Origin of the sequence: Pacificimonas flava, from assembly GCF_000342165.1 — a bacterium.
GTDB lineage: Bacteria > Pseudomonadota > Alphaproteobacteria > Sphingomonadales > Sphingomonadaceae > Pacificimonas > Pacificimonas flava.
Window position 1 is genome coordinate 45,424 of the sequence record NZ_AMRV01000012.1, and the last position, 20,394, is coordinate 65,817.

Below are 20,394 nucleotides of genomic sequence, written 5' to 3' on the forward strand. Positions count from 1 at the left end.
CTCAGCCTGCGGCCTCGAGCCGTGTCTCGGCCATGCTGTGATACATCAGAAGGCGTTCGTCCTCCTGCCAGGCGTCCTCGGGGATCTTGTTCGCCACGTCGACGATGGTCTGGTAGTCGCGTTCGGTCCATGCCGCCTTGAACCCGGCACGCAGGACCTCGAGCCTGACTTCCTTCAGCTTGCGTCCACGGTGCGCCCTATACGTCTCGAATTCCTTGAGGAGAGCCTTTTCCCTCCTCTTCTCGACGTCGGCCTGCTTGTTGGGGTCGGGCACATACCAACGGTTCCTTGCCTTGGCGACGAGTGCCGGCGCGTCCTTTTCGAGGTTGCGCAGCTCCTTCCAGTTCGAAGAGAGATAACGATGGATCTGGGCTGGGACAGGTCCCGTTCCATCGTAGTTGAGGAAGTTCTCTTCGAGGATCTGCGAAAGTTCGGGCTTCTCCTCGTGCTTGCGCCAGCCGGCCCCGATGCGCTGGGTGAATTCGGGATGGAGCTCTTGGTAGGTCGACGGCTTACTCTTGAGGTGTTCCGCGACCCAGTCGATCGCCGTCCGCTCGTCGTCGACGAACAATTCGCGCTGCGGCGGGCTTCCTGCCTGCAGACGTTTCTTGTCGTACTCGTCGACTTGGCTCGGAAGGAAGAACATTTCGTCACGTTCGGGGAAGCGTTCCGCCAGTCCAGCTTGGAATTCGGCACTCGACAGCGGGACAGGCGTGTTGTGCCGCACGAACCATGCGACCATCCGATCGAAGATGCGCCGCGCATCGCGCTCTGGCACATTCTCGACCACACCGTTTCTGATCTTGGAGACTGGCAACTTCTTAAGGTGGGTTCGCGCAAAATCCCACACGGTATCATCGACTGATTGTCCCTGTAGGAATCGGTCTTCCAAGCCACCGTTAGGCTTGTAGGCTGATATGACCAAGTCCTGCTTAACAGATGTCGTAGTGGTCACAGAATTGAAGCTGCGCTGCTTTTTGTCCAGAGCGGCAACATTGGCAATGATAAAGCCAGACTGCTGCATTGCAACTTGAATGGCATTCCATACGCTAGCCTGAGTATTACTAAACTCGACGGTTATCCACCTGCCTGGCTTTAGAATGCGATAGGCTTCGTTGAAGCTTTTGCGAATAGTCTCTCCATAAAAATCTAGATCTTTTTCATGGACATAATTCATTACACAATCGTCGGGTATGCTCGTTCCAACCCTGAACCAAGCTTCGTGGAAAAAGTTCAGCTCTCCATATTGAAGGGATTCACCGAACGGAGGGTCGGTGAATATGTAATCCATGCAATTATCGGGAATCGTCGCAAGGTTCGTGTGCGATCCTACGTTGACAGTCGAAAGCTCTTCGCTGCTATTGAAAAGGGCTCGCGAGAATTGGCGCTGCTTTCGATCGAGAACGTCTTCAGGAAACTTTTCCACTTGAAGGGAGGGGACATAGAGGGTGCCAGACTGAGCACCTTTCCCGGTGCCATCGCGATAGCGCTCGCGACGCGATAGAAGCGTGATTGCGCTCGACAGCAGAAAGAGAGCCTTGCGTCCTGCTCTCGTCCCGCTTTCACTGAGACATGCTGACCAAGCATCTCCAACGAATGTTAAAGCACGCGGGGTGAACATCTGGTGGACCTTGCTAATTCCAGATCCATTACGCACTTTTCGGGTCTGGCGCCCGTGCGGGAATTCCGCATCGGGAATTTCCACGCTGTTTCTCTTAGGCTGCGATGCATCGAGGTCGTACTGCGTGGCAGGATAGCGTTTCGTCTTGCCATTTAGGCTGGCGACGATTTCGACCGGCTTGGTTTTTGCCTCCTTGAGCGTAGTCGTGCCATCAAGGTCAAGGACTGTTTCCCAAACCCTCTCGAGATCGCCCTTTTTTAGGGTGGATTTACAGTTGGGGCAGTCGAATTTATCCTTCATATCGCCATCGCTTACTGAAAATCCGAAGAGCGAATCTTCGAACTGGCAGCTTGGACATGAAAATACTTCAGACCATATCACATAGCTGAATGTGGTAGGGTCGCTCATTCCGTTTGGACCTGCGGTCAAATAGGACGGGTGCATCTCTTCGATAAATTGCGAAAAGCGATCGATTATCTCATTCTCTTGATAATCGTCGGGATCGAACGAATTGTATTGGGAGGCTATGAACGCAGCATATGGGGAAAGATCGTTCAATATGGCTCTTCGGGCGCCGAGCTGAGAGAACACCTCCCAACCGCCTTCCCCGTCTGGGCGAAGGACTTCGCCATCGGTGCTGACCTTGTAACCGAGCTCCCTTACTGCCGTGGTATCGCCACAGAGCTGTGCAGCAACGCCAGTCATACCTGTTCCGCAGAAGCCATCGAACACGAGTTCCCCTGGCTTCGTATAATGCAGGATATACCGCATTATGGCCTTGTGAGGCACTTTCGTGTGATAGCTATGGAGGTTGTAGATGGGGTGGTTCTTGCCTTCGCTGACATCTGCCGCGAATGGTTCGACCATATCGACAGAACCGTCGTATGGTTTTCCATGCTCCGCCACGATCTCCGCGATGAACGGATTCGGGCATGCTGTGTAGTATGGCGGATCGGACATCTTGATGATGTCTTCGTCGCTACCTTGAGGGAAACCAGGCGTCGATCGGAATGACGGGTCCGCCAGATGCTCCCTCAGACGCTGAGTGAAGTGCTCTCGTCGCGCTTCGTCGTTTTCGAACTCGTGGCCCAGGCAGGTCACCTTTTCCGATTTCGCCTTGGCGAGATCCATTCGTGATTGTGTCGCCATCACTCACCTTCCTCCAGAACCACGAAGCGGACTTTCTCGACGTCCTTGCCCTTGACGAGCGATGCGAGCATCTCGTCGAAGCGCTGACGCATGTCGCCGAGCGACACCGGAGCGCCCTTTGCGGTCAATGCCGACCGCAGGTCCGCCGAGGTGACTTCGATCTTCACCAGATCCGACAGCGCATCCCTGAGCCCTTGCAACATATTGTCGGGCACCGGACTCGGCAGGTCCTTAGCCGACAGGAACTCGTCCACGGCAACCTTCGCGTCATCGCCGAGAAGCTGCAGCTTTTCCTGGCCATCGCCGTCCAGTTCGTCGCGAATTTGCTCGACCCACGATGAGAGGATCTGGTCGAGTCGTTCGTCAAGCTCGGACAGTCGCGACTTCGCCGGCGTGAGCGATAGTTGCTCGTTGCGCGGAGAGAACTGGCAATGGGGGCAACGCGCGGTACTGTTGAGTTCGCTGCGCACCAGCCCTTCGCAACTCTTGAGGTTGCCCAGCGCATCCCGGAAGTTGTCGAGTTCGTTCGACGGTATGATCGGGATGGTGGCCAGCTGCTCCGCCTGCCGTAGACGATCGCTCGTGATCAACGCACCTTTCTGCTTCGCCTCGTTAGTTCCGAGACGCGCCTTCGCATGGAGCGAAAGGTAGTGGTCGACATAATCTTTCTTCAGTTCGACCACGCGATGGCGCAGGTTCATCAGGGTCTTGGTGTCGTGCGTGCTCGACAGCTTACCCATGGCTTCACCACGCAGTTCCTGTGCCTTCTGGACCCATGGATCGCCATCGTCGAGGACCAGAATGGCCTGCGCCAAGTAGGCGGCATCCTGGCTGATGGAGGAGATCTGCTCGACCAGCTGTGATGTCCGCTGGACGCTGGAGAACCCCTCCTTCTGGTCGTCGACGTCCTTGGTCGTGAGCCGCAGGTTGCGAAGCTTGGCCGGCGTATCGAAGCTGGTCAGCGTCTCGGCGAACTTGCGCACCCCTTCGATCTTTGTTCGAGCGTCGGCGATCTGCTCCTGCGAAAGGACACTCGCGTCCCAGAAGCTGAGCGAACTTTCCAGCCCGGTCGACAGTCTCAGGGCGTTTTGTATCTTCGCGCTGACGGCCGCCTGCAGGTCGCGCACCGCACCTTCGTCGCCCTTGGCTGCGGCTTGGGCCTGGCCGGGCGCGATGCCGAAGAGTTCGAAAACGCTCCTGAGCACGCCGACATTCACGTCCTTGGGGGCTTCGATGTGCTTGAAGTTGGCGAGATCCTCGACGAGGGACCCCGTCTCCGCGAATAGGTTTGAGGAATCGATCTTACGCCCCGAGACCGCGACGACGATGTCACCCGTGTAGACGAGGGCACCGAGAACCACGGCGACGAGGTCGGGCTCAAGCGCGAAAGTCTCGCGCTCGAACACTTCGGCCATGGATGTCCCCTCCATGACATCATTTCGGTTCAGGACCTGATTGTGATCCTTGCCACCCAGCAGTTCCATGATCTTCTTCGCGTATGGCGACTGCTGCGGGTCCAGCTTGTCGCCATCGAGGAGCTTCAGGGCATCCAGGACCATGACGGCGTCCTTCGGCCGCGATGGCCCAGCGAGGGATTTGATGGCGGTGGTGCACAGACCCCGGCGGTTCGTGTCCGTGACGATCGAACCGAACACCGGATACTGCGGATACTCGTCCTCGAAGTGGGGTGCGAGCAGGAAGCCGGCGGTCACGTTGACGAACTCGCGGAAGTTGACGGTGTCCTCGCCCTTCAGATGAGCGCGGTCACGGACCGAGAACGTCTTGGCCAGCTCTCCCAGCGTGCGCGCCTTACCCTTGTAGGTCGCCGAAATGGCGCTGGTCTGCTTGTCGCGCAACCACTTGCGCATTGCCTTGAGCGCTTCTTCGGCCTTGGCGGAGTATACGCCTTTGGCAGAACCCGTGTTGATGGACGCCAGGGCGGTCGACGCGGCAAAGCGGCGGAGGATTTCCGCGATTTCCGAATCCTTGTCGGCGAGACGCAAGAACACCTCGTCCGCCTTCTCTTCGTCCTTGAACTTGGGCGGATCGAACGGCTGCACGAAGTAGAGGTAGAAGTCGCGGGCGGGATATGCGGTGGGCCGATCCACGGGAGTCCCGAAGAACAGGTAGCCGCTACGGGTCGCCTTGTGCTCCACCCACTCGAGATCGTGCTGCCAGATCTTGTGACCCGGGACATGCTCGGTGTCGTCCAGTCGTTCCATCAGGTGGGCGACGGCCTGGAAATAGGCGTTGTCGAGATCTTCGTCATCGAGGCTCTCGCCACGCTTGCGGATCTCGGCATCGTAGTCGACGTCCTTGGAGACATCGAGGAACACTTGGTCGCTGGAAGCAGATCGGGTGATGAACTGTCCGTTCACCGCCTTCATGATGTCGTTGATTGTGGCGTCGATGAAGGTGAGCAGATCGGCCGAGGGTTCGTCGGTCTCGAATTCCGCGGCGAGCGGGTTCATCAATGCCAACTGGTCGCGCAACTCGGCAGGCGTCGGCCCCATCTCCGTACCGATCTCAGGTGTTGTGAGCCGCTGGACGGCCAGACCGTCGATGATGCGATGGGCGGTCGGCAACGCGTAGCTCTTGCCCTTCGGAAATGCGGATTCCACCTTTTCCTGAAGCAATTCGGAGATGCGCACCACGTCGCGGATCCCCGGCTGCGCGCGGAAGACCGGATTGGTGCGCACCGTTCCCCAGAAGCTGTCGTAGGTGATGAGACCGGCGCTGTCGCTCGGCACGTCGTCGTCGAGGATCTTGCGGATCTCCTCCGACAGCACGGACAGCGCGTTCCGGTTCTCGGCGAAGTCAATCGCTTCGAAGACCTTGAGGAAGTCGGGATGGACGGGGAACAGCCGCACGTATTGGTCCAGCTTGTCGCCCATCGTACCGTAGAACTTGGCGAAAGGCTCGAGGTGCTTGCTGATCTGCTCACGCTGGTTCTCGTCCTTCCGCAGCAGGCGCTCGGACACCACGAAGCCGATGTCTTGCCGGTCGATCAGGACCTGGCTGAAGCGATCCTTGACGCGGCGGAGGCTGTCGGCGGTGGAGGCGAACCGCGCGCTGTCGAAGATCGCCTCCTGGACGCCCCCGACGAAGCGGAAGCGAGTGTTCTTCGTGATCTCGCCTATCTCGCGCAGGAAGGAAAGATCGTGGACGAGCTCGGTGTCCTTCCGCGAGCGCAGATAGTCCAGCATCTCGTCGACAACGATCAGCAGCCCCTTGCCGGGGAACTCGCTGTCAAACACGTCCATCATGTCGGTGAGCGCCTTCTTGTTCTGCGTCACCTCGTCCTCGGCCGGGAACGTGAAGTCGATACCCCTCGCCTGGAGGAAATCTTCAAGCTCCTTCGCGATGATGTTTCGCAGCGTCATTCGGCTGGAGATCTCGATCCGCAGGACTTCGAACTTTCCGGCGACGCTCGCCGCTGCATCGCGGACTCCCTGGTGGCGTAGATGCGCTACCGCCTCCTCGCTCTCCGCCAACGCGGAGAGCACCGACATCAGGTGCGACTTGCCGCTGCCGTAGTTGCCGACGATCAGGACCCCCTTGTGGTCGACGGCCGGATCGAAGCTCAGCTGGGGAATGATTACGTCGGCCATCCGGGCGGCCATCGCGTCCGAAATGACGTAACTGGACACGAGCTTGATCGCCTCGTCGGTCTCGTTCGCATCGAGCAGCTGGATCACGGATTCGATGGGCTCGAATTCGATGAGCTCACGATATTTCATGCATCTTTCCTTTGGTTCAGGTCGACGATGATCGCCTTCTGGTCGTCACTATCGAAACATTCGGGGTGCTCGGCACCGGCATAACGGAGTCGGCCCGACGCATAGGTGCCGGGCCACGAGGCACAGACGGGTCGTGTTCGCGCCAATCGCGCGAGAAAGTCGACCGGGTCCAGCTGTAAGGACGGCAGGAACAGCAATTCGATGTGTGAAAGCAGTGTCGTACCATCGCCAGGCAGAGCATTCGAGAACGCGCGGGGTGTCGGGGTGCCGCCTGCGAGCATGATGTCGGCCAAGAGACGGCTGACGTTGGTGACTTCGCAGCCTTCGCTTGCTGACACTGTATGCAAAGCGTGATCACGACGGTCGCACTCTCCCACCAGCAGGCAACATTTTCCTGCTGCGCAGGCGGTGGCCGACGCGGTCATGATTTCGAAGGTCAGGTTTCCCGTCATCAATTGGCTTTTTCAGGCCTGCTCTTCGCGAGAGCCTGAGCTCCGCCGCGCTTTCCGGCCTCTTCGACGGCGTGCGGGATCTGCAGGATTTCGACGCCCAGGGCTTGCATGCACTGCATGAAGAAGACGGCTGTGAAGCGACCGCGGCTCACCTTGTTGCGCAGGTTGAGCTCGTTGTCTTCGATGCCGTATTCGCCGAGCCGATCAGCAAGACCGGCATAGGATACCCCTCGGCGCATCATCTCGGCGCGCAGTATGTTCTTGACCATCTCTTCCCAGGCTTTCTCTTCGATGGGCATCGCGTCGATCCTTTCCGTGCAAGCTGCCTTGTAGGATTGGATCGGCACGAATGCCAAGTGGACGTCATCATTTTCCATTTTCCAGAACATCGAATCTGATGACGTCTAGACTCGACAACGGCATGACAACACCATATATGATGATGCGAACATCCTCATACGGTGATATTTGGCTCAACACTTCCTCCTCTCGGCACGCTATCGCGACCTTCCGGTCAGGAAGATCGCGTGCCTGAGTGACGCGGAAGCCTATGAAATCTTTCTGCAGGCCCGATGGAAAGACGGGGTGCCCAAGTGCCCTGAATGCGATTCAGAGGCATGGACGCTGGGCGATCATTCCCGACCCGGGGACAAGCGCCAGTTTCGGTGCAAGAGCAATCCGTGCAGGAAGAAGTTCTCCGTCACCAGCGGGACCCTGCTCCACAGCCGGAAGAAAGATTTCGTGACGATCCTGATGGCCATCAGGTTGTTCATCTCGGGCGCCAAGGGTATCTCGTCGATCCAGCTGGCAGCTGACGGCGAGATGACGATCAAGAGCGCATGGGTTCTTGCCCACAAGATGCGTGAGGCGCAGATCAAGAACCAGCTGGGGCGCCAGCTTTCGGGCATCGTCGAGATCGATGGCTCGACCTATGGCGGCTACTATCACCAAGTGAACGAGAAGGCGGAGCGCATCGACCGGCGTAAGCTCGGGAACATCACCGGCAAGGAGATGTCGGTGGTCGTGGCCCGCGAACGCAGCACGAAGGACCGGGTTGGGCTGAGCGTATGCACCGTGGTGCCGCACGAGGCCGACTCACGGCCATTCATCGTGGACAGCGTCGATCGGTTCGCCAAGGTCTATGCGGACGACGGCAGCCATTGGGATGCGCTAGCGGCGGCTTTTGATATTGACCAGGTCAACCATTCCCAGCGCTATTACGACAAGGGCATCTGCACGAACCAGGCGGAGAGCTACTTTTCGCGCGTGGACCGTATGGAGATGGGAACGCACCATCATATCGCCGGCGATTACCTCTGGGGCTACGCCTGTGACGCCGTGTGGCGCGAGGACAAGCGCAGGGACACCCAGAGGGAGCGGTTCCAGTCGATCCTGACCGGTCTGCTCGGAAATCCGGTCTCCCGCACCATGAAGGGATACTGGCAACGCCATCTGGAAATCACTTCGGAAGAACCCAACCTTGAAGCGACGCTGCTGATCGAGGAAGAGAACCTTGCCGATGATGAGACCGAAGGCATGAGCCAGAAGGACATCATCGCGCTGTTCGGCCGCGACGCCCTACCTGCTCAGCGCCGGGAGTCTGGCAGGAAACAATGGAAGGTGCGGAAGCCGTTCGCCCCGAGGAAGCCGGATATCAGGCCCAAGCCCTGGTCGGAACTCCAGCAGCCGCGTGGATTACCTTCCTTCATCCCATAGCGCCGACGTTTGGGTTAACGCGAATCTCATCCTCTGTTGGCATGGCGATCGCGTGCTCAAGAGATTCCTTCCTTCCGACCTTATTCCGACCCTCCGCGAAAATGCCATCGGACTAGCGGTCTTCGTGTTATGCGCGGCACTGTTTCTGGTGTTAGCTGGCATGGGCCTTCGCTTGGCCGAGAACAACTTCAGCTGGATGGTCCGGTCTCCATGGGTCCTCAGCGTAGAAAATGTTGACCAGGCATATAAGCCCGGCGACCGCTATGACTTGTCCAAGGACGGCGTCGTAATACCACCTGCGCGTGAAGATCGGTTGCTGCAGAGCGAAGGCGAAAATAGCCTCGAACGTGCCAATCAACATGGCCGCGATTGCTACGAAGTAGGGTATACTATCGAGGAATCCGATCTCTGTGCGCAATGGTCCAACGCGGCGGCGGTCCGCTTCGGCAACATGATCGCTGCCGAGACCTATCGATTGAATGCCCTCGTAGGATTCCTGACTGCCTTCGGCGTATTTCTCGGGTCCGTTGGGGTCGTATTCGCTGGCACGGCTAGCCTGTCCGCTGGACGTGCTGTGAGAATGATGGCCTATGGTTTCATGCCGGGTCTCAGTTTCTCTGCGAGCGTCAAGAATGCCGGCTGGACCACCATCACCGTTCGCAATGTGGGAACTGGGCCTGCCAGCAACATCCGAGTGAAAGTTGACGGGAGGCGAGCCCGGCTTGTCCAGAACAGGCTCGGGCCTGGAGCCCACACCACCTTCCTGCATAAGGTCAGTGGGGACACGATCGAGATTGAAGGCTCCTGCTTGGATCTCGCTAAAGAAAGGCAGCCCGCTAGCGCCAACCTGGTTCGCCGTGGTGGTGATTGGATCTTGGATGAAGAACAACCAAGCCAGAGCGATTAGAAATTTTCCCATATTCCGTCTCCTTTGAAGACGGCAACACGGGCCGGGCTGTAGGCTCGCGGTTGTCGCGTGCCGTCAAAAATCGGGTAAGTTTCGCTAAGGGACGATGGCAGATGTCCGAAATTTTCTAGGGGTAGGCTCGCCTACCCCTAGAAAACCCCTCCTCATGGGAAGGACCACTTATTGGTCCCCTCTGCGCTAAAATGCTGGATCTTGTTCTCGTGCGTGAGCGCATGGAAGCCAGCGAGACGCGGCTCTGCATCGATCGCCCAGGGCGCGAACCATTTTGCGTAAGCGGCTTCGAACAGGGGCACCGCCTCGCCTTGGGGAAGACCGTTACACACCCGTGCGGCCATGGGGGAGAGGCCCAGTGCCGTTGCTTGGTCTCTCGCACCGTTCCACTGGCACAGCGCGTTCAACTGCACGCCGTGAGCCTCGATCTCGTCGCACAATTGCGAGATAAGCTGGAACTGGCCCGGCAGCACGTTGGCGGCGCTTGCTTCAAGGAACGCCTCTTGCGCCTCCTGAAAACCATCCACCGAGTCGGACAGCGCCTGTGACGCTACCCCTACCGGGCCATCATGCGCCGCCATCTCGTTTGCATCCACGACTGCAGTGCGGAGAATACCGACCAGGCTATCGAACTCTTCCGGATCACGCGCCTGCGATCGGGCGACGGTGCGGATGCGTTCTCCTGCTTCGGCTAGCCGTTCCAGTCGGTCCGGATCGGTATCGAGACCCTTGGACGCGGGAACGCCCTCAATCGCTTCATCAAGCTCGCGCACTCGCGCGTGCAGCGGTGCCATCTCGGCAAAAATCGGCAGGTCGATAGATGGATCGATTTCACCTGCGGCGCGTCCCAGCTCAGCCATGCGCTGCTTGCAGCCACGCATCGCAAAGAAGCGAAGCAGGACGAACTTCTCCTGCGCCTCTTCCCATTCTCTGGCTAGCGCCCCCGCCACATTCTCGATTTCTGCCGGCGAGGAGTACTCAGTTGAGAGCTGGGCGCGGCGGGCGCGCCATTCGCGAACGGCGGCGGCCTGTTGGCGCAGTGCCGAGATGATTTCGGTCTGCCCGGGCCGGAAGGCAAAGGCGAGGTCGAGGCCAGCAGTCTCACAGATGGCCCGACATAGCGTGAGAACCCTGTTCGCATCTGCCGGACCGTGCACATCTGCACCTAATCCGCTTGCCCGCGCGGCAGTTTTTGCCGCCCGCTCCAGCTTCTCCGATGCGTCCCGCAAATTGCGCGTCGCCGCCAGCAGGCGCGATTGCCATGCGTTCGACCAGTTGCTCGCCTCGACATGGGTCATCAGCAGGTCGGGCAGCGTGCGGAGACCGGCAAAGGTCAACTCGAGGCTGCGGACTACCTCGCGCATGGCCTTCATCTCTGCATCGCTGTGCTCGGTGCGTTCGGGCCAGGTGAAGTCCGGCAATGCACCGTCGTCGTCGCGCACAACCCGCCAGACCGCATCGTGCACGGTTAGCCCGCAGGGATGGCGATGATGAAGCGCCGCGGCGAAGCCGTTCAGCTCGTCGCGCAGAGCCTTCAATTCGCTCGTCTTGTCGATCCACTCCTGCTGCGAGAGCGCTCCTCGTGCATTCCAGGCCCGTTCCAACTGGCGCAGGACTTCGATCTTCGCGCTTTTGTGGGAGTGCAGTTCGAGGCAGAAATCACCCAACCCGGTTTGCTCCAGCCGCCGGTAGACCACATCGAGAGCGGCGCGCTTTTCCGATACAAACAGCACGCGGCGACCCAATGCGAGGTTCTGCGCGATCATGTTGGCGATGGTCTGCGACTTGCCGGTGCCAGGAGGGCCATCCAGCACGAAGTCGTGCCCCTGTCCTGACGCGACAATCGCTGCAAGCTGCGAACTGTCGGATGGCAATGGCGCGTACAGGTCTACCGGATCGACATCCTGATCGAAGCTGCGAGGTTCGGGCAAAGGACCCTTACTTTCAAACGGTTCGGTGCCGCGTTCGATAAGGTGGCGAACGACGCGGTTCTCTTTCAGCAACTCGCGCCGGTCGACGAGATCCTTCCACATGAGATATTTGGAAAAGGAGAAGATGCCCAGCGTCACCTGCTCGCGCACTTCGAAGCCGGGTGAATTGGTGATAGCGCGCCTGATTTGCGTCCATATGCCAGCCACGTCGGTGCCACTCTCGTCCTTGGGCAGTTCCCCGTCGAGTCCACCGATGATTAGCCCGAAGTCTTGCTTGAGCAGTTCCAGCAGCGTCATGTTGAAGCGTGGCTCGTCCTCGTGCGCGACCAGCTTCATGCCCGATCGGGCGTTTCGCCGTTCGAGCCGCACTGGCTGCAAGATCAGCGGCGCGCGGTAACTGCGCTGGTCGGTTTCCTTCTTTTTCCATTCGAGAAACCCGAAAGCGAGGAAGAGCGTGTTCGAACCGCCTTCGTTGAGGTCGGCGCGCGCTTGGCGGTAGAGCTTGATTAGGCATCGAGCTTTGCCTTGTCCAGCTCGACAAATACCTCGTTCTTCTCCAGCCCCGCGCGGGCGTGCTCTTCTTTCAGATCGGTATGGCTGCGGTCGCGGTGCAACTCCACATCCCGCCCGCCAACGCCCAGGTCAGGCAGCGGTTGCACACTGACCTTCTTGCCTTCGGCGAGAAGGTCTTCGAGCCGCGCCGGATCAGGGCAAACAAGATTGAGATTACCGGCCCGGGGCAGGTTGAGTAGGCGATTGCGGGCCGTCAGGTCCAACAGCTTGCGCTGCCATTCCTTAATGCGGTCCGCCGCCTGGTACTCGCCTTCCTCGCTCTCGACGCTTTCAATGGATCCCTGGTAGAGGTCCGGGGCTTGCTCCACAGCGACGATCGAGACGCCTTCGTCTTGCACCTCCCCCGGTGCCGAAGTGGTGGCAAGTGGCAAAATCCTCCGCATTCGCGCGCGGCGCACATCGATGGCAAAGAATGTGTCGTCCGGTTCGATCGCGTCAATCTGACGTTTGGATTCCGTACAAGCCTGTGAGAAGCGCGCGCGGTTGGCACCAGTGACCATCGTCGTTTCGAACAGGACGATATTGCCAAGGTCGAGCCGGTTGCGAACCGCGCCGACCTCTTCCGTTACGAGTTCGGAGAACTGATCCCGCTCGATCCATGCGCCGGCAAAGGCATGGCCGTGCGTCAGGACGACCAGCGGATGAAGTCCGGCCTGCTCGATGACGGCGGCGAACAGCACAGCTGTATCCAAACAGGTGGCGACCCGTCCCGAGTAGATCGCGTCGGGCGTCCTGATCTTCTGCCCCCGAGTCTCGAAACTCGCTGGCGGAAGTGCGTAGGTCAGTTGGAGGCCACTAAGTGCCGACCAGATCGCAGAGACGATCTCGTAGACCCGTGCCTTGTCGCCGCTCTCGTAACCGTCGATCTGGTCAGGGCGTCCTGCTGCAGCCAGTGCCTTCGAGGCAGCGCGCAAAACCTTTTCAACGGCCGGATCGTTGGGCGTCACGAAGGCTGGCAGCAGTTCGGGCATGGCGTCCGCGCCGCCCCAGTCGTCAACTGCGAGGAGCGTGATTGGTGTCGTGCTTATTGCGACGGGATTGCCATCGCCATCACGGAGTTCCAGCGTGACCGTCCCCCGCTCAGCTTCCGGCAGGTCGCGAGCGAACCCGGCGGCAATCGCCACGTCTCGATCGAGCAGATGCAGGCTTTCACCTGCCCCGAGGTGTTCGATGCGCCAGCTTCGTTCGCGCAGGAACGCAGGATCGGCCGACAGATTGAGGGACAGGTCGGTCAAATCCTTGTCGCTGTCATTGACAATCGTGATTTCACGCAAGGGCGGGACTGAGTTCTGCTGCGAGACGTATCCGATCTTGTCGCAGGCAACGACTTCAAGCCGGATCGGCGTTTCTAGAACCCCTTCGTGACCAACGGTTCCCCTGTCCATACGCGCCCCTCGTCAATCTCCCCGCGTGGTAGAATGCACCAGATGGTCCCTAGATCAACAGGATAGTGTGTCGAACGGCCTCCGATTGCCGAGTCCGCCTGCTCGTCCTGAAGAACTCTGGAATTTGTTACGTATCGGTTTGTCGGACACGACCATCTCTGACTTTCAGACGCTCAAAGCAGACAGTCGGCTAACGGCCCCACAATTTGCCGCACGGCCAATCAAGCGCAAGGCATCAAATCACGTTCTGTAACGGTCACACAGAAACCTCCTGTTTCTGTCTTGCGCAGATGTTATTGGGTGGGAACTGGAATTTGAAGCATTTATCTTGAGTAACGCGGGCAACGCTGTTCGTTTGACGCGTGCTGAAGGGCACAGATGCTACCGGCTTCCATCTGGGGGGCTAGATTCGCGGGCAGACGCTAATATCGGTGGAGCTGGAGATCGGCGGGTATGTACCGCTGTCTTAAGGATAGACGACGTGCCATCCAGCGACGTCGTTCAGGCTGACTTCGATTACCTTTTGCCCATCGTGCAGACATCGGTATGCTGAAGGCAGTTCGACACCGGCAGCGTTCGAAGCTTGAAATGTCCGCGTCACTTCGATCCTTCCAACCGTTGGTATCCTGCGAACGTTGAGGGACCAGGCAGGATCGAAGCTCTCGGGTAAGCGAAGTGACGAACGAACGATCCGATCGCAGGCTGACGCAACCTCCGCCTCGTTTGCCCCCTCGATACGTGCGCTCTCCGGTGCGGCAACGGCTACGGCATCTTCGTCTTCGAGCTCCCATTTAGCACGAGCCGCTCGGGCCTGCTCCTCATCGATGTAAAAGCGTTCGGCGTTCGTGCAGTCGACAAACCACACTATTCTATCGCTCGTGGCGCGATCAGATACGTCTCCATAGTCTACGCGGTCACACCGAGGCGACTCCGCCGCTACAGCCAAGGCCCACCGGATCATTTCGTTTGATCGATCAAAGGCGGGACGCCCTATTCTGGCAATCAGCTGAGGGTATCCTTCGGGGTTTGCTGTCCAATCCCAAGAGGATCCGACTTTGATTTTCAACTCGTCGAGAGACCGGATCCCGGCGCGCTCCGCCACCGTTTCGATAACTGGCGAGTCCTCGTCACCTTGGGCAGGCAGGCCATCCGGATCACTGCTACAGGCCGCCATAAAAATCACGCTACACGATAGTATCGTTTTCATCATTCCCCCCAAGGTCGGATCGACGTCTGCATAATATTTGAAAGCGGAAGCCGAAAGTCTGCCTTCTGCGTCTTGCTCCTCAAAAGCCGGCGTTCCGGAATCGTTTAGAGTTTCGGACGCCGCGAGGCGTCGGAAAGTCGACGGTGCCCGAACCCGCGGGCCGTACGTGGTACGCTATGGGGATTTCGACTTTGCGCTGATCCAGACGGTTGCTGACGGTGCCGATAAGCGGAAGGGTCTGATAGCAGCCCGTCCGATTTTGCGATGACAAAGCAGCCGTAGGACGCCGGTACGTCCGATTTTGGTGATGCGACCACCGCTTTTGGGCAGGTAATATGCGGACGTCATCGCCGCCTGAAGCGTGGCTGCGGCGGTGTGGAACAGTGTCATGCCGAGCCGGGTCACGGCGCAGGTTGCCCGGATGGAGCGGCTGCGCTCGGCGGACCGCGTGGCGGATGGCAGCGCTGGAAGGTCTCGATAACGACCATGCGCCCGCCGCAGCACGGGCATGGCGGGTGCGGATCGGGCGGTTCGACGGACGCCTCGTGGACGGCAGGCGGTGCGACCGCGAGTAGTTGGCGGGCGCGTTCGAGACGGGCCTTACGGGTGCTGCTGGCGAGCAAGCCATAGTGGCGGATACGGTGAAACCCGCGCGGCAGGCAGTGCAGCAGGAAGCGGCGGATGAACTCGTAGGCGCTGAGCGTCATCACCTGCTGGCGGTCGGTGCCGGTGCGGCGGTAGTCCTTGTAGCGGAACGTGACCCCATGCTCGTCGAGCCGCAGAAGGCGACTGTTCGAGATGGCAACCCGGTGGGTGTAGCGCGAGAGATAGGCGAGCACGGCCTCGGGCCCGGCGAACGGCGGCTTGGCATAGACCACCCAGCGCTTCTTCCTCACCGGTGACAGATGGCGCAGCAACGCACGGCGATCGGCCAACTCCGCCAGCTTACCGAAGAAGGCGAGCTTGCCGGCATCGTGGAGCGCCAGCAGCCGGGTCAGGAACAGGCGGCGGAACAAAGCGCCCAGCACGCGCACCGGCAGGAGGAAGGCCGGGCGAGAGGATATCCATCGGTCCCCATCCGGCGCGATACCGCCGCCCGGCACGATCATGTGGATGTGCGGATGATGGGTCATGGCCGAGCCCCAGGTGTGGAGCACGGCGGTGATGCCGATGCGCGCACCCAGATGCTTCGGGTCGGCAGCGATGGTCAGCATGGTCTGCGAGGCGGTCTTGAACAGCAGGTCATAGACCAGCGCCTTGTTGTGAAAGGCGATGGCGGCGATCTCGGCGGGGAGCGTGAACACGACGTGGAAATAGCCGACCGGCAGCAGGTCGGCCTCTCGCGCCGCGAGCCAGTTGCGTGCGGCCACACTCTGACACTTGGGGCAGTGGCGGTCGCGACAGCTGTTATAGGCGATCCGCCAATGGCCGCAGTCGGTGCAGGCCTCGACGTGACCGCCCAGCGCAGCAGTGCGGCAGTGCTCGATCGCCGACATGACCTTGAGCTGATGCAGGCTCAGCTGCCCGGCATGAGCGGTTCGATACGCTGGCCCGGCGGCACGGAAGACATGGGCGACCTCGAGCGAGGTGCTCACCGGTTCTCAGCCGCTCGGTGCCTTCTTGTCCGGTCCGGCCAGCGCGAGCCGGTCGAGCGGGCTGACCACCGCCCGCATCGTCTTCGTCGCCACCTGCGTATAGAAGGCGGTCGTGTTGAGCTTGGCATGGCCGAGCAGCGCCTGGATGACGCGGATATCGACGCCGTCTTCGAGCAGGTGCGTTGCGAAGCTGTGCCGCAGGGTATGCGGTCCCACACGCTTGGTGATGTCTGCCACCTCCGCCGCCTGGACGACGACGCGGTGGAGCTGGCGGGTGCTGATCGGCAGCGTCGCGTTCTGACCCGGGAAGAGCCAGCCATCGGCGTGTAGCACGCCCTGCTGCCGCCCGGCGCGCCACCAGTCGCGCAGCAGCACGAGCAAGCCCTCGGGCAGCATGGCATTGCGATAGCGTCCGCCCTTGCCGCGTTCGATCCGGAGCAGCATGCGCTTGCTGTCGATGTCGCACACCTTGAGCGCCGAGACCTCACCGACGCGCAGTCCCGCGCCATAGGCGACCGACAGCGCGGCCTGGTGCTTGATACAGGTGGTGGCGTCGAGCAGTCGCTTCACTTCCGCCAGGGTCAGAACTACCGGGATCTTGCGGGCGTGTGCGGTCCGGACCAGCCTGCGCGCGAGCTCGGGCCGGTCGATCGTGTGGGTGAAGAAGAACCGCAGCGCCGCCACGACGCTGTTCATGGTCGGCGCCGGAACGCCCGCTTCCCGCTGCTCGATCTGGAACCGCCGCACATCCTCGGCCGTGGCGGTATGCGGCGAGCGACCCAGCCAAGTCGCGAACCGCCCGACATCGCGCAAATAATTACGCTGCGTCTCCGGACTGAACCGGCGCATCGTCATATCCTCGATCAGCCGCTGGCGCAGTGGGCTGATCGGTTCGACCGGGACAAGATCGTTCATCACTCGACTCCTCAGGTTGAAGGAGCCGAAATCGTCTGCCTTGTGCGCCCTAAGCGCTACGCTCGATGCTCTGCATCATCCCCGCCGCCAGCATCCCTCCCGCGAAGCGGGTTCGTGCCCCGGGCATTTTCCGAACGGCGATGTGATGACCACGTCGCGGGCGCAGATCGATGTCCGCTTCGCCGAGTATGGTCAAGAAAATCGGACAGTCCGGAATCGGCCCATATCTGCCCAACCAAATTCACAATTCGCTCGTTGACACTTCATCATGTTCCGCACAGTTTTCGCTTTTTGGCAATTGTACGAGGCTTATGGCCCCCACCGCAGACCCTGCCGAAATTTTTGACGGAAGCGACGTTTGTGCGGATCGCCTCGCCGCCACGTTGCGCATTACGAAAAGCGAGCTTGCCGCGGTCGCCGGGCTGAGCAGCGATGCCATATCCAGCAGTTCACAGCACGGTAGCATTTTGGCCCAGGCTCGGCTGCGCGAGATGCACAAAATCATCGTCTGCGTGACTCCATGGGCGGGGAGCGAGCTCGCTGCCTATGCGTGGTATTGCTCGCAGCCTTTGCCTTCGCTCGGTAATGTGACTGCGGCGAAGATGGTCCGTGAGGGGAAAGCGGAAGTGGTGTGCGACTATCTGGAAAGGATTTCCTTGGGCGGGTTCGCTTGAACTGTAAGCGGTGTGCTCAGCCCACGGTGGGGGTGTAGTTCCACGGCATGAGTTCGCCGAGCCGCTGGCTGCTGTGACCCTGAGCAAGTCTCGTGAGCGTCCGGGTGAGCCAAGCTTCCGGATTGATCTTGTTCAGCTTGCAGGTTTCGATGAGCGAGGCGATGACGGCCCAGTGCTCGCCGCCCTGGTCTGAGCCGGCGAACAGAGCGTTCTTGCGATTAAGCGCGAGCGGGCGGATGCTGCGTTCGACGCTGTTATTGTCGAGCTCTATGCGGCCATCCTCGAGGAACAGGACCAGACCGTCCCATCGGATGAGGGCATAGCGGATCGCCTCGGCGAGGCGGCTCTTACGGCTGAGTTGGCCCAGCCTGGCATCGAGGAGCTGGCGAAGGCCCTGCACCAGAGGCGTGCTGCGTTCCTGGCGCACCTTCTGGCGGTCTTCAGCACACGCGCCGCGCACATCCGCCTCCACCTTGTAGAGGGCGGCGATACGCGTGAGCACCTCGCTAGCGACCGGCGATGTTCCTTGTGCCGCGAGTTCGTAGAACCGCCGCCTCACATGCGCCCAGCAGAACGCCAGTTGCACATCGCCGCGGCGCGCGAGCGCACCGTAGCCACCATAGCCGTCGACCTGCAGCGTCCCGGCAAAGCCGGTAAGATGCTCGATCGGCCGCTCGGCCTTGCGATCAGGCGCATAGCGATAGGCCACCGCCGGCGGATCAGCATCGCCCCACGACCGGTCATCCCTGGCGTAGGCCCATAGCTGTCCGGTCTTGGTACGGCCGCGCCCGGGATCGAGCACCGGCGCGGTCGTCTCGTCGGCGAACAGCTTGCCGCTCTTCTTCAGCTCGGCAAGGAGGTGATCCCGCAGCGGCCTCAGCCACCAGGCTGCCCGTCCGGTCCAGTCGGCGAGGGTGGAGCGGTCGAGCGTGACGCCCTGGCGCGCGTAGATCTGCGCCTGGCGGTAAAGGGGCAGATGGTCCGCATACTTGGCTGTGAGGACATGGGCGACGAGCGCCTCGGTGGGAATGCCGCGGTCGACGATGCGAGCGGGCGCCGGGGCCTGCACGGGCGCCGCCTCGCAGGAGCGGCAGCCGTAACGCGGGCGCCGCGTGACGAGGACCCGGAAGCTGGCGGGGACGACATCGAGCCGCTCCGCGACATCCTCGCCGATGACATGGAGATCGCCGCCGCAGCAGCTGCAGACCCGCTCCTTGAGCTCCAGCGTCTGCTCGATGCGTTCGAGATGCGCGGGCAGCGATCCGCGGTTCGTCTTGCGCGGCGGCGGCGTGCCAGCATCCTTCGCGGCCGCCTCGCGGCCCGCGTGCACGCTTGCCAGCGCCGCGCCGATCTCCTCGAGGGCGAGCTGCAGCTGATCCTCGTCCAGCTGCTCGGAGCGAGCGCCGAACCGGTGCCGCTGGAACGCCGCGATAATCGCGTTCAGCCGAGCGATCTCCGCGTCGGCCTCGGTGCCGGCGGCCTCGAGCGCAGCGACCTGATCTGTGAGGCGGCGCTGCGCTTCCGCCTGGCCGGCGATGATCGCGCGGAGCGCATCAGGATCGTCGGGAAGGTCAGCCTCGAGCAGCATCGATTACGACTGAATCACCGGCCAAGAGGCGCGTCAAGCAGCGATACGCGCCGCAAACGGCCTTCCCTCCGCAGAGGCCATCGGCGCGCGTGCCCTGAAAGCAGCTGGCGCTGCCAGCATTGCCGGGGCACGCACGCTCGATGCACGAACGATCATCGACCGGACCAGCGCTGCCGGCTTCGCCCCCCAGGGCACGGTCGACGGCAAGGTTCTCCCTCATCAGATCGTTGATGTTTTCGATCGCGGCGAGCACGCGAAAGTGCCTCTGCTCGTCGGATTTAACGGCGATGAGGTGCGCACGCAGCGGGCTTTCCTGCCGGAAATGCCGATTGCCGAAGCGGAGTACACAAGGCGGATCGAAAGCGCTTATGGCGATCTCGCGCCCGAATTCCTGCGGCTCTATCCCTTCTCGGGGGGCGAGCAATCCGCGCTTCATGCGCTGCGCGACGGCATCTACGGCTGGGCGGCGGAGCGGCTGGCCAGGAAGCAGGCCGATGCGGGCATCTCGTCCTATCTGTATGTTTTCGATCATTGCTATCCCGCGGCCGAGGCGCGCGACCTGTGCGGTTTCCATGCCTCCGAAGTCCCCTTCGTCCTCGGCAATCTTTCGGCGGGCGCATTGCCGGCGCGCTGGCCGGTGCCGGATGGGCCCAACAATGCCCAGCTGTCAGTGGCCATGATGGATTACTGGGCCAGCTTCGCACGGGCCGGCCGGCCGCGGTCGCCGGGCAACCCCTCTTGGCGGCCCTATGCGCAGGGCCAGGCCTATCTGCTTTTCGACGGCCGGCCGCTGGCGGCGCAGGATCCCTATCCCGGCATGTTCGAACTGAACGAGGCCTTCGCTGCGCGCAGGCGCGCCGCGGGCCAGGCCTGGGGTCTCGCCGTCGGGCTGAGCGCCGCGCCGAAATAAAAAGATGAGGATGCCAGAG

At 60.9% G+C, this 20,394-nt stretch carries 12 protein-coding genes and 1 pseudogene; 4 read left to right on the top strand and 9 right to left on the bottom strand.

Going from position 1 to position 20,394, the window contains the following annotated elements; translation table 11 throughout:
* Position 1: 1 nt before the first annotated feature.
* The 4 genes from C725_RS13245 to C725_RS16535 are packed head-to-tail and all read right to left on the bottom strand — an operon-like array spanning position 2 to position 7,351.
* On the bottom strand, positions 2–2,752 hold the full coding sequence (locus C725_RS13245; RefSeq protein WP_200858613.1) for a DNA methyltransferase: 2,751 nt from the start codon (positions 2,750–2,752) through the stop codon (positions 2–4).
* A 17-nt stretch (positions 2,753–2,769) separates the two neighbouring features.
* A complete protein-coding gene (locus tag C725_RS13250) occupies positions 2,770–6,510 on the bottom strand; it encodes a DUF6079 family protein (protein ID WP_008603685.1) in 3,741 nt (1,246 codons plus the stop codon).
* Positions 6,507–6,962: a BREX-3 system P-loop-containing protein BrxF gene (brxF, locus tag C725_RS15480; RefSeq protein ID WP_008603686.1), complete on the bottom strand. Its 456-nt coding sequence runs from the start codon at positions 6,960–6,962 to the stop codon at positions 6,507–6,509. The genes C725_RS13250 and brxF overlap by 4 nt, the downstream gene beginning before the upstream one ends.
* A complete protein-coding gene (locus C725_RS16535; protein WP_008603687.1) occupies positions 6,962–7,351 on the bottom strand; it encodes a DUF6471 domain-containing protein in 390 nt (129 codons plus the stop codon). The genes brxF and C725_RS16535 overlap by 1 nt, the downstream gene beginning before the upstream one ends.
* A gap of 79 nt (positions 7,352–7,430) precedes the next feature.
* Here C725_RS16535 and C725_RS13265 point away from each other — a divergent pair, with 79 nt between their 5' ends.
* Positions 7,431–8,678, top strand: a complete 1,248-nt coding sequence (locus tag C725_RS13265) for an IS1595 family transposase (RefSeq protein WP_078056297.1) — start codon at positions 7,431–7,433, stop codon at positions 8,676–8,678.
* 52 nt (positions 8,679–8,730) lie between these two features.
* The gene (locus C725_RS16570) at positions 8,731–9,585 is read left to right on the top strand and encodes a hypothetical protein (protein ID WP_207790064.1); all 855 of its coding nucleotides are present in this window, start codon (positions 8,731–8,733) and stop codon (positions 9,583–9,585) included.
* Positions 9,586–9,749: 164 nt separating this feature from the next.
* On the opposite strand, the gene C725_RS15485 is transcribed toward C725_RS16570, so the two are convergent.
* The 4 genes and pseudogenes from C725_RS15485 to C725_RS13290 all read right to left on the bottom strand — a co-directional run bounded on the left by C725_RS15485 (position 9,750) and on the right by C725_RS13290 (position 17,203).
* Complete coding sequence (locus C725_RS15485; protein WP_008603689.1) at positions 9,750–11,864, bottom strand: AAA domain-containing protein; 2,115 nt, start codon at positions 11,862–11,864, stop codon at positions 9,750–9,752.
* A pseudogene (locus C725_RS15495) lies at positions 11,865–13,486 on the bottom strand (DUF4011 domain-containing protein); the annotation flags it as partial. It lies immediately after the preceding gene.
* 1,608 nt (positions 13,487–15,094) lie between these two features.
* Positions 15,095–16,288: an IS91 family transposase gene (locus tag C725_RS13285; RefSeq protein WP_008603691.1), complete on the bottom strand. Its 1,194-nt coding sequence runs from the start codon at positions 16,286–16,288 to the stop codon at positions 15,095–15,097.
* A gap of 6 nt (positions 16,289–16,294) precedes the next feature.
* Positions 16,295–17,203, bottom strand: coding sequence for a tyrosine-type recombinase/integrase (locus C725_RS13290; RefSeq protein WP_184460257.1), 909 nt, complete (start codon positions 17,201–17,203; stop codon positions 16,295–16,297).
* A 311-nt stretch (positions 17,204–17,514) separates the two neighbouring features.
* Between C725_RS13290 and C725_RS16730 the strand changes: the two genes are divergently transcribed.
* Complete coding sequence (locus tag C725_RS16730) at positions 17,515–17,877, top strand: antitoxin Xre/MbcA/ParS toxin-binding domain-containing protein (protein ID WP_038283367.1); 363 nt, start codon at positions 17,515–17,517, stop codon at positions 17,875–17,877.
* A 16-nt stretch (positions 17,878–17,893) separates the two neighbouring features.
* Here the strand turns inward: C725_RS16730 and tnpC are convergent, their stop codons facing one another.
* Positions 17,894–19,465 (bottom strand): IS66 family transposase, encoded by a 1,572-nt coding sequence (gene tnpC, locus C725_RS13300; RefSeq protein WP_008603694.1) that lies wholly within the window; start codon positions 19,463–19,465, stop codon positions 17,894–17,896.
* A 259-nt stretch (positions 19,466–19,724) separates the two neighbouring features.
* Here tnpC and C725_RS13305 point away from each other — a divergent pair, with 259 nt between their 5' ends.
* Positions 19,725–20,375 carry a carboxylesterase family protein gene (locus C725_RS13305; RefSeq protein ID WP_051051444.1) on the top strand — a complete coding sequence of 217 codons (651 nt, stop codon included), beginning with the start codon at positions 19,725–19,727 and terminating at the stop codon, positions 20,373–20,375.
* Positions 20,376–20,394: the final 19 nt, after the last annotated feature.

Excerpts from the sequence above, each read along its gene's own strand:
- C725_RS13245 (WP_200858613.1), bottom strand. The coding sequence starts at position 2,752 with ATGGATCTCGCCAAGGCGAAATCGGAAAAGGTGACCTGCCTGGGCCAC.
- C725_RS13250 (WP_008603685.1), bottom strand. The coding sequence starts at position 6,510 with ATGAAATATCGTGAGCTCATCGAATTCGAGCCCATCGAATCCGTGATC.
- brxF (WP_008603686.1), bottom strand. The coding sequence starts at position 6,962 with ATGACGGGAAACCTGACCTTCGAAATCATGACCGCGTCGGCCACCGCC.
- C725_RS16535 (WP_008603687.1), bottom strand. The coding sequence starts at position 7,351 with ATGTTCTGGAAAATGGAAAATGATGACGTCCACTTGGCATTCGTGCCG.
- C725_RS15485 (WP_008603689.1), bottom strand. The coding sequence starts at position 11,864 with ATGAAGCTGGTCGCGCACGAGGACGAGCCACGCTTCAACATGACGCTG.
- C725_RS13290 (WP_184460257.1), bottom strand. The coding sequence starts at position 17,203 with ATGAACGATCTTGTCCCGGTCGAACCGATCAGCCCACTGCGCCAGCGG.
- C725_RS16730 (WP_038283367.1), top strand. The coding sequence starts at position 17,515 with ATGGCCCCCACCGCAGACCCTGCCGAAATTTTTGACGGAAGCGACGTT.
- tnpC (WP_008603694.1), bottom strand. The coding sequence starts at position 19,465 with ATGCTGCTCGAGGCTGACCTTCCCGACGATCCTGATGCGCTCCGCGCG.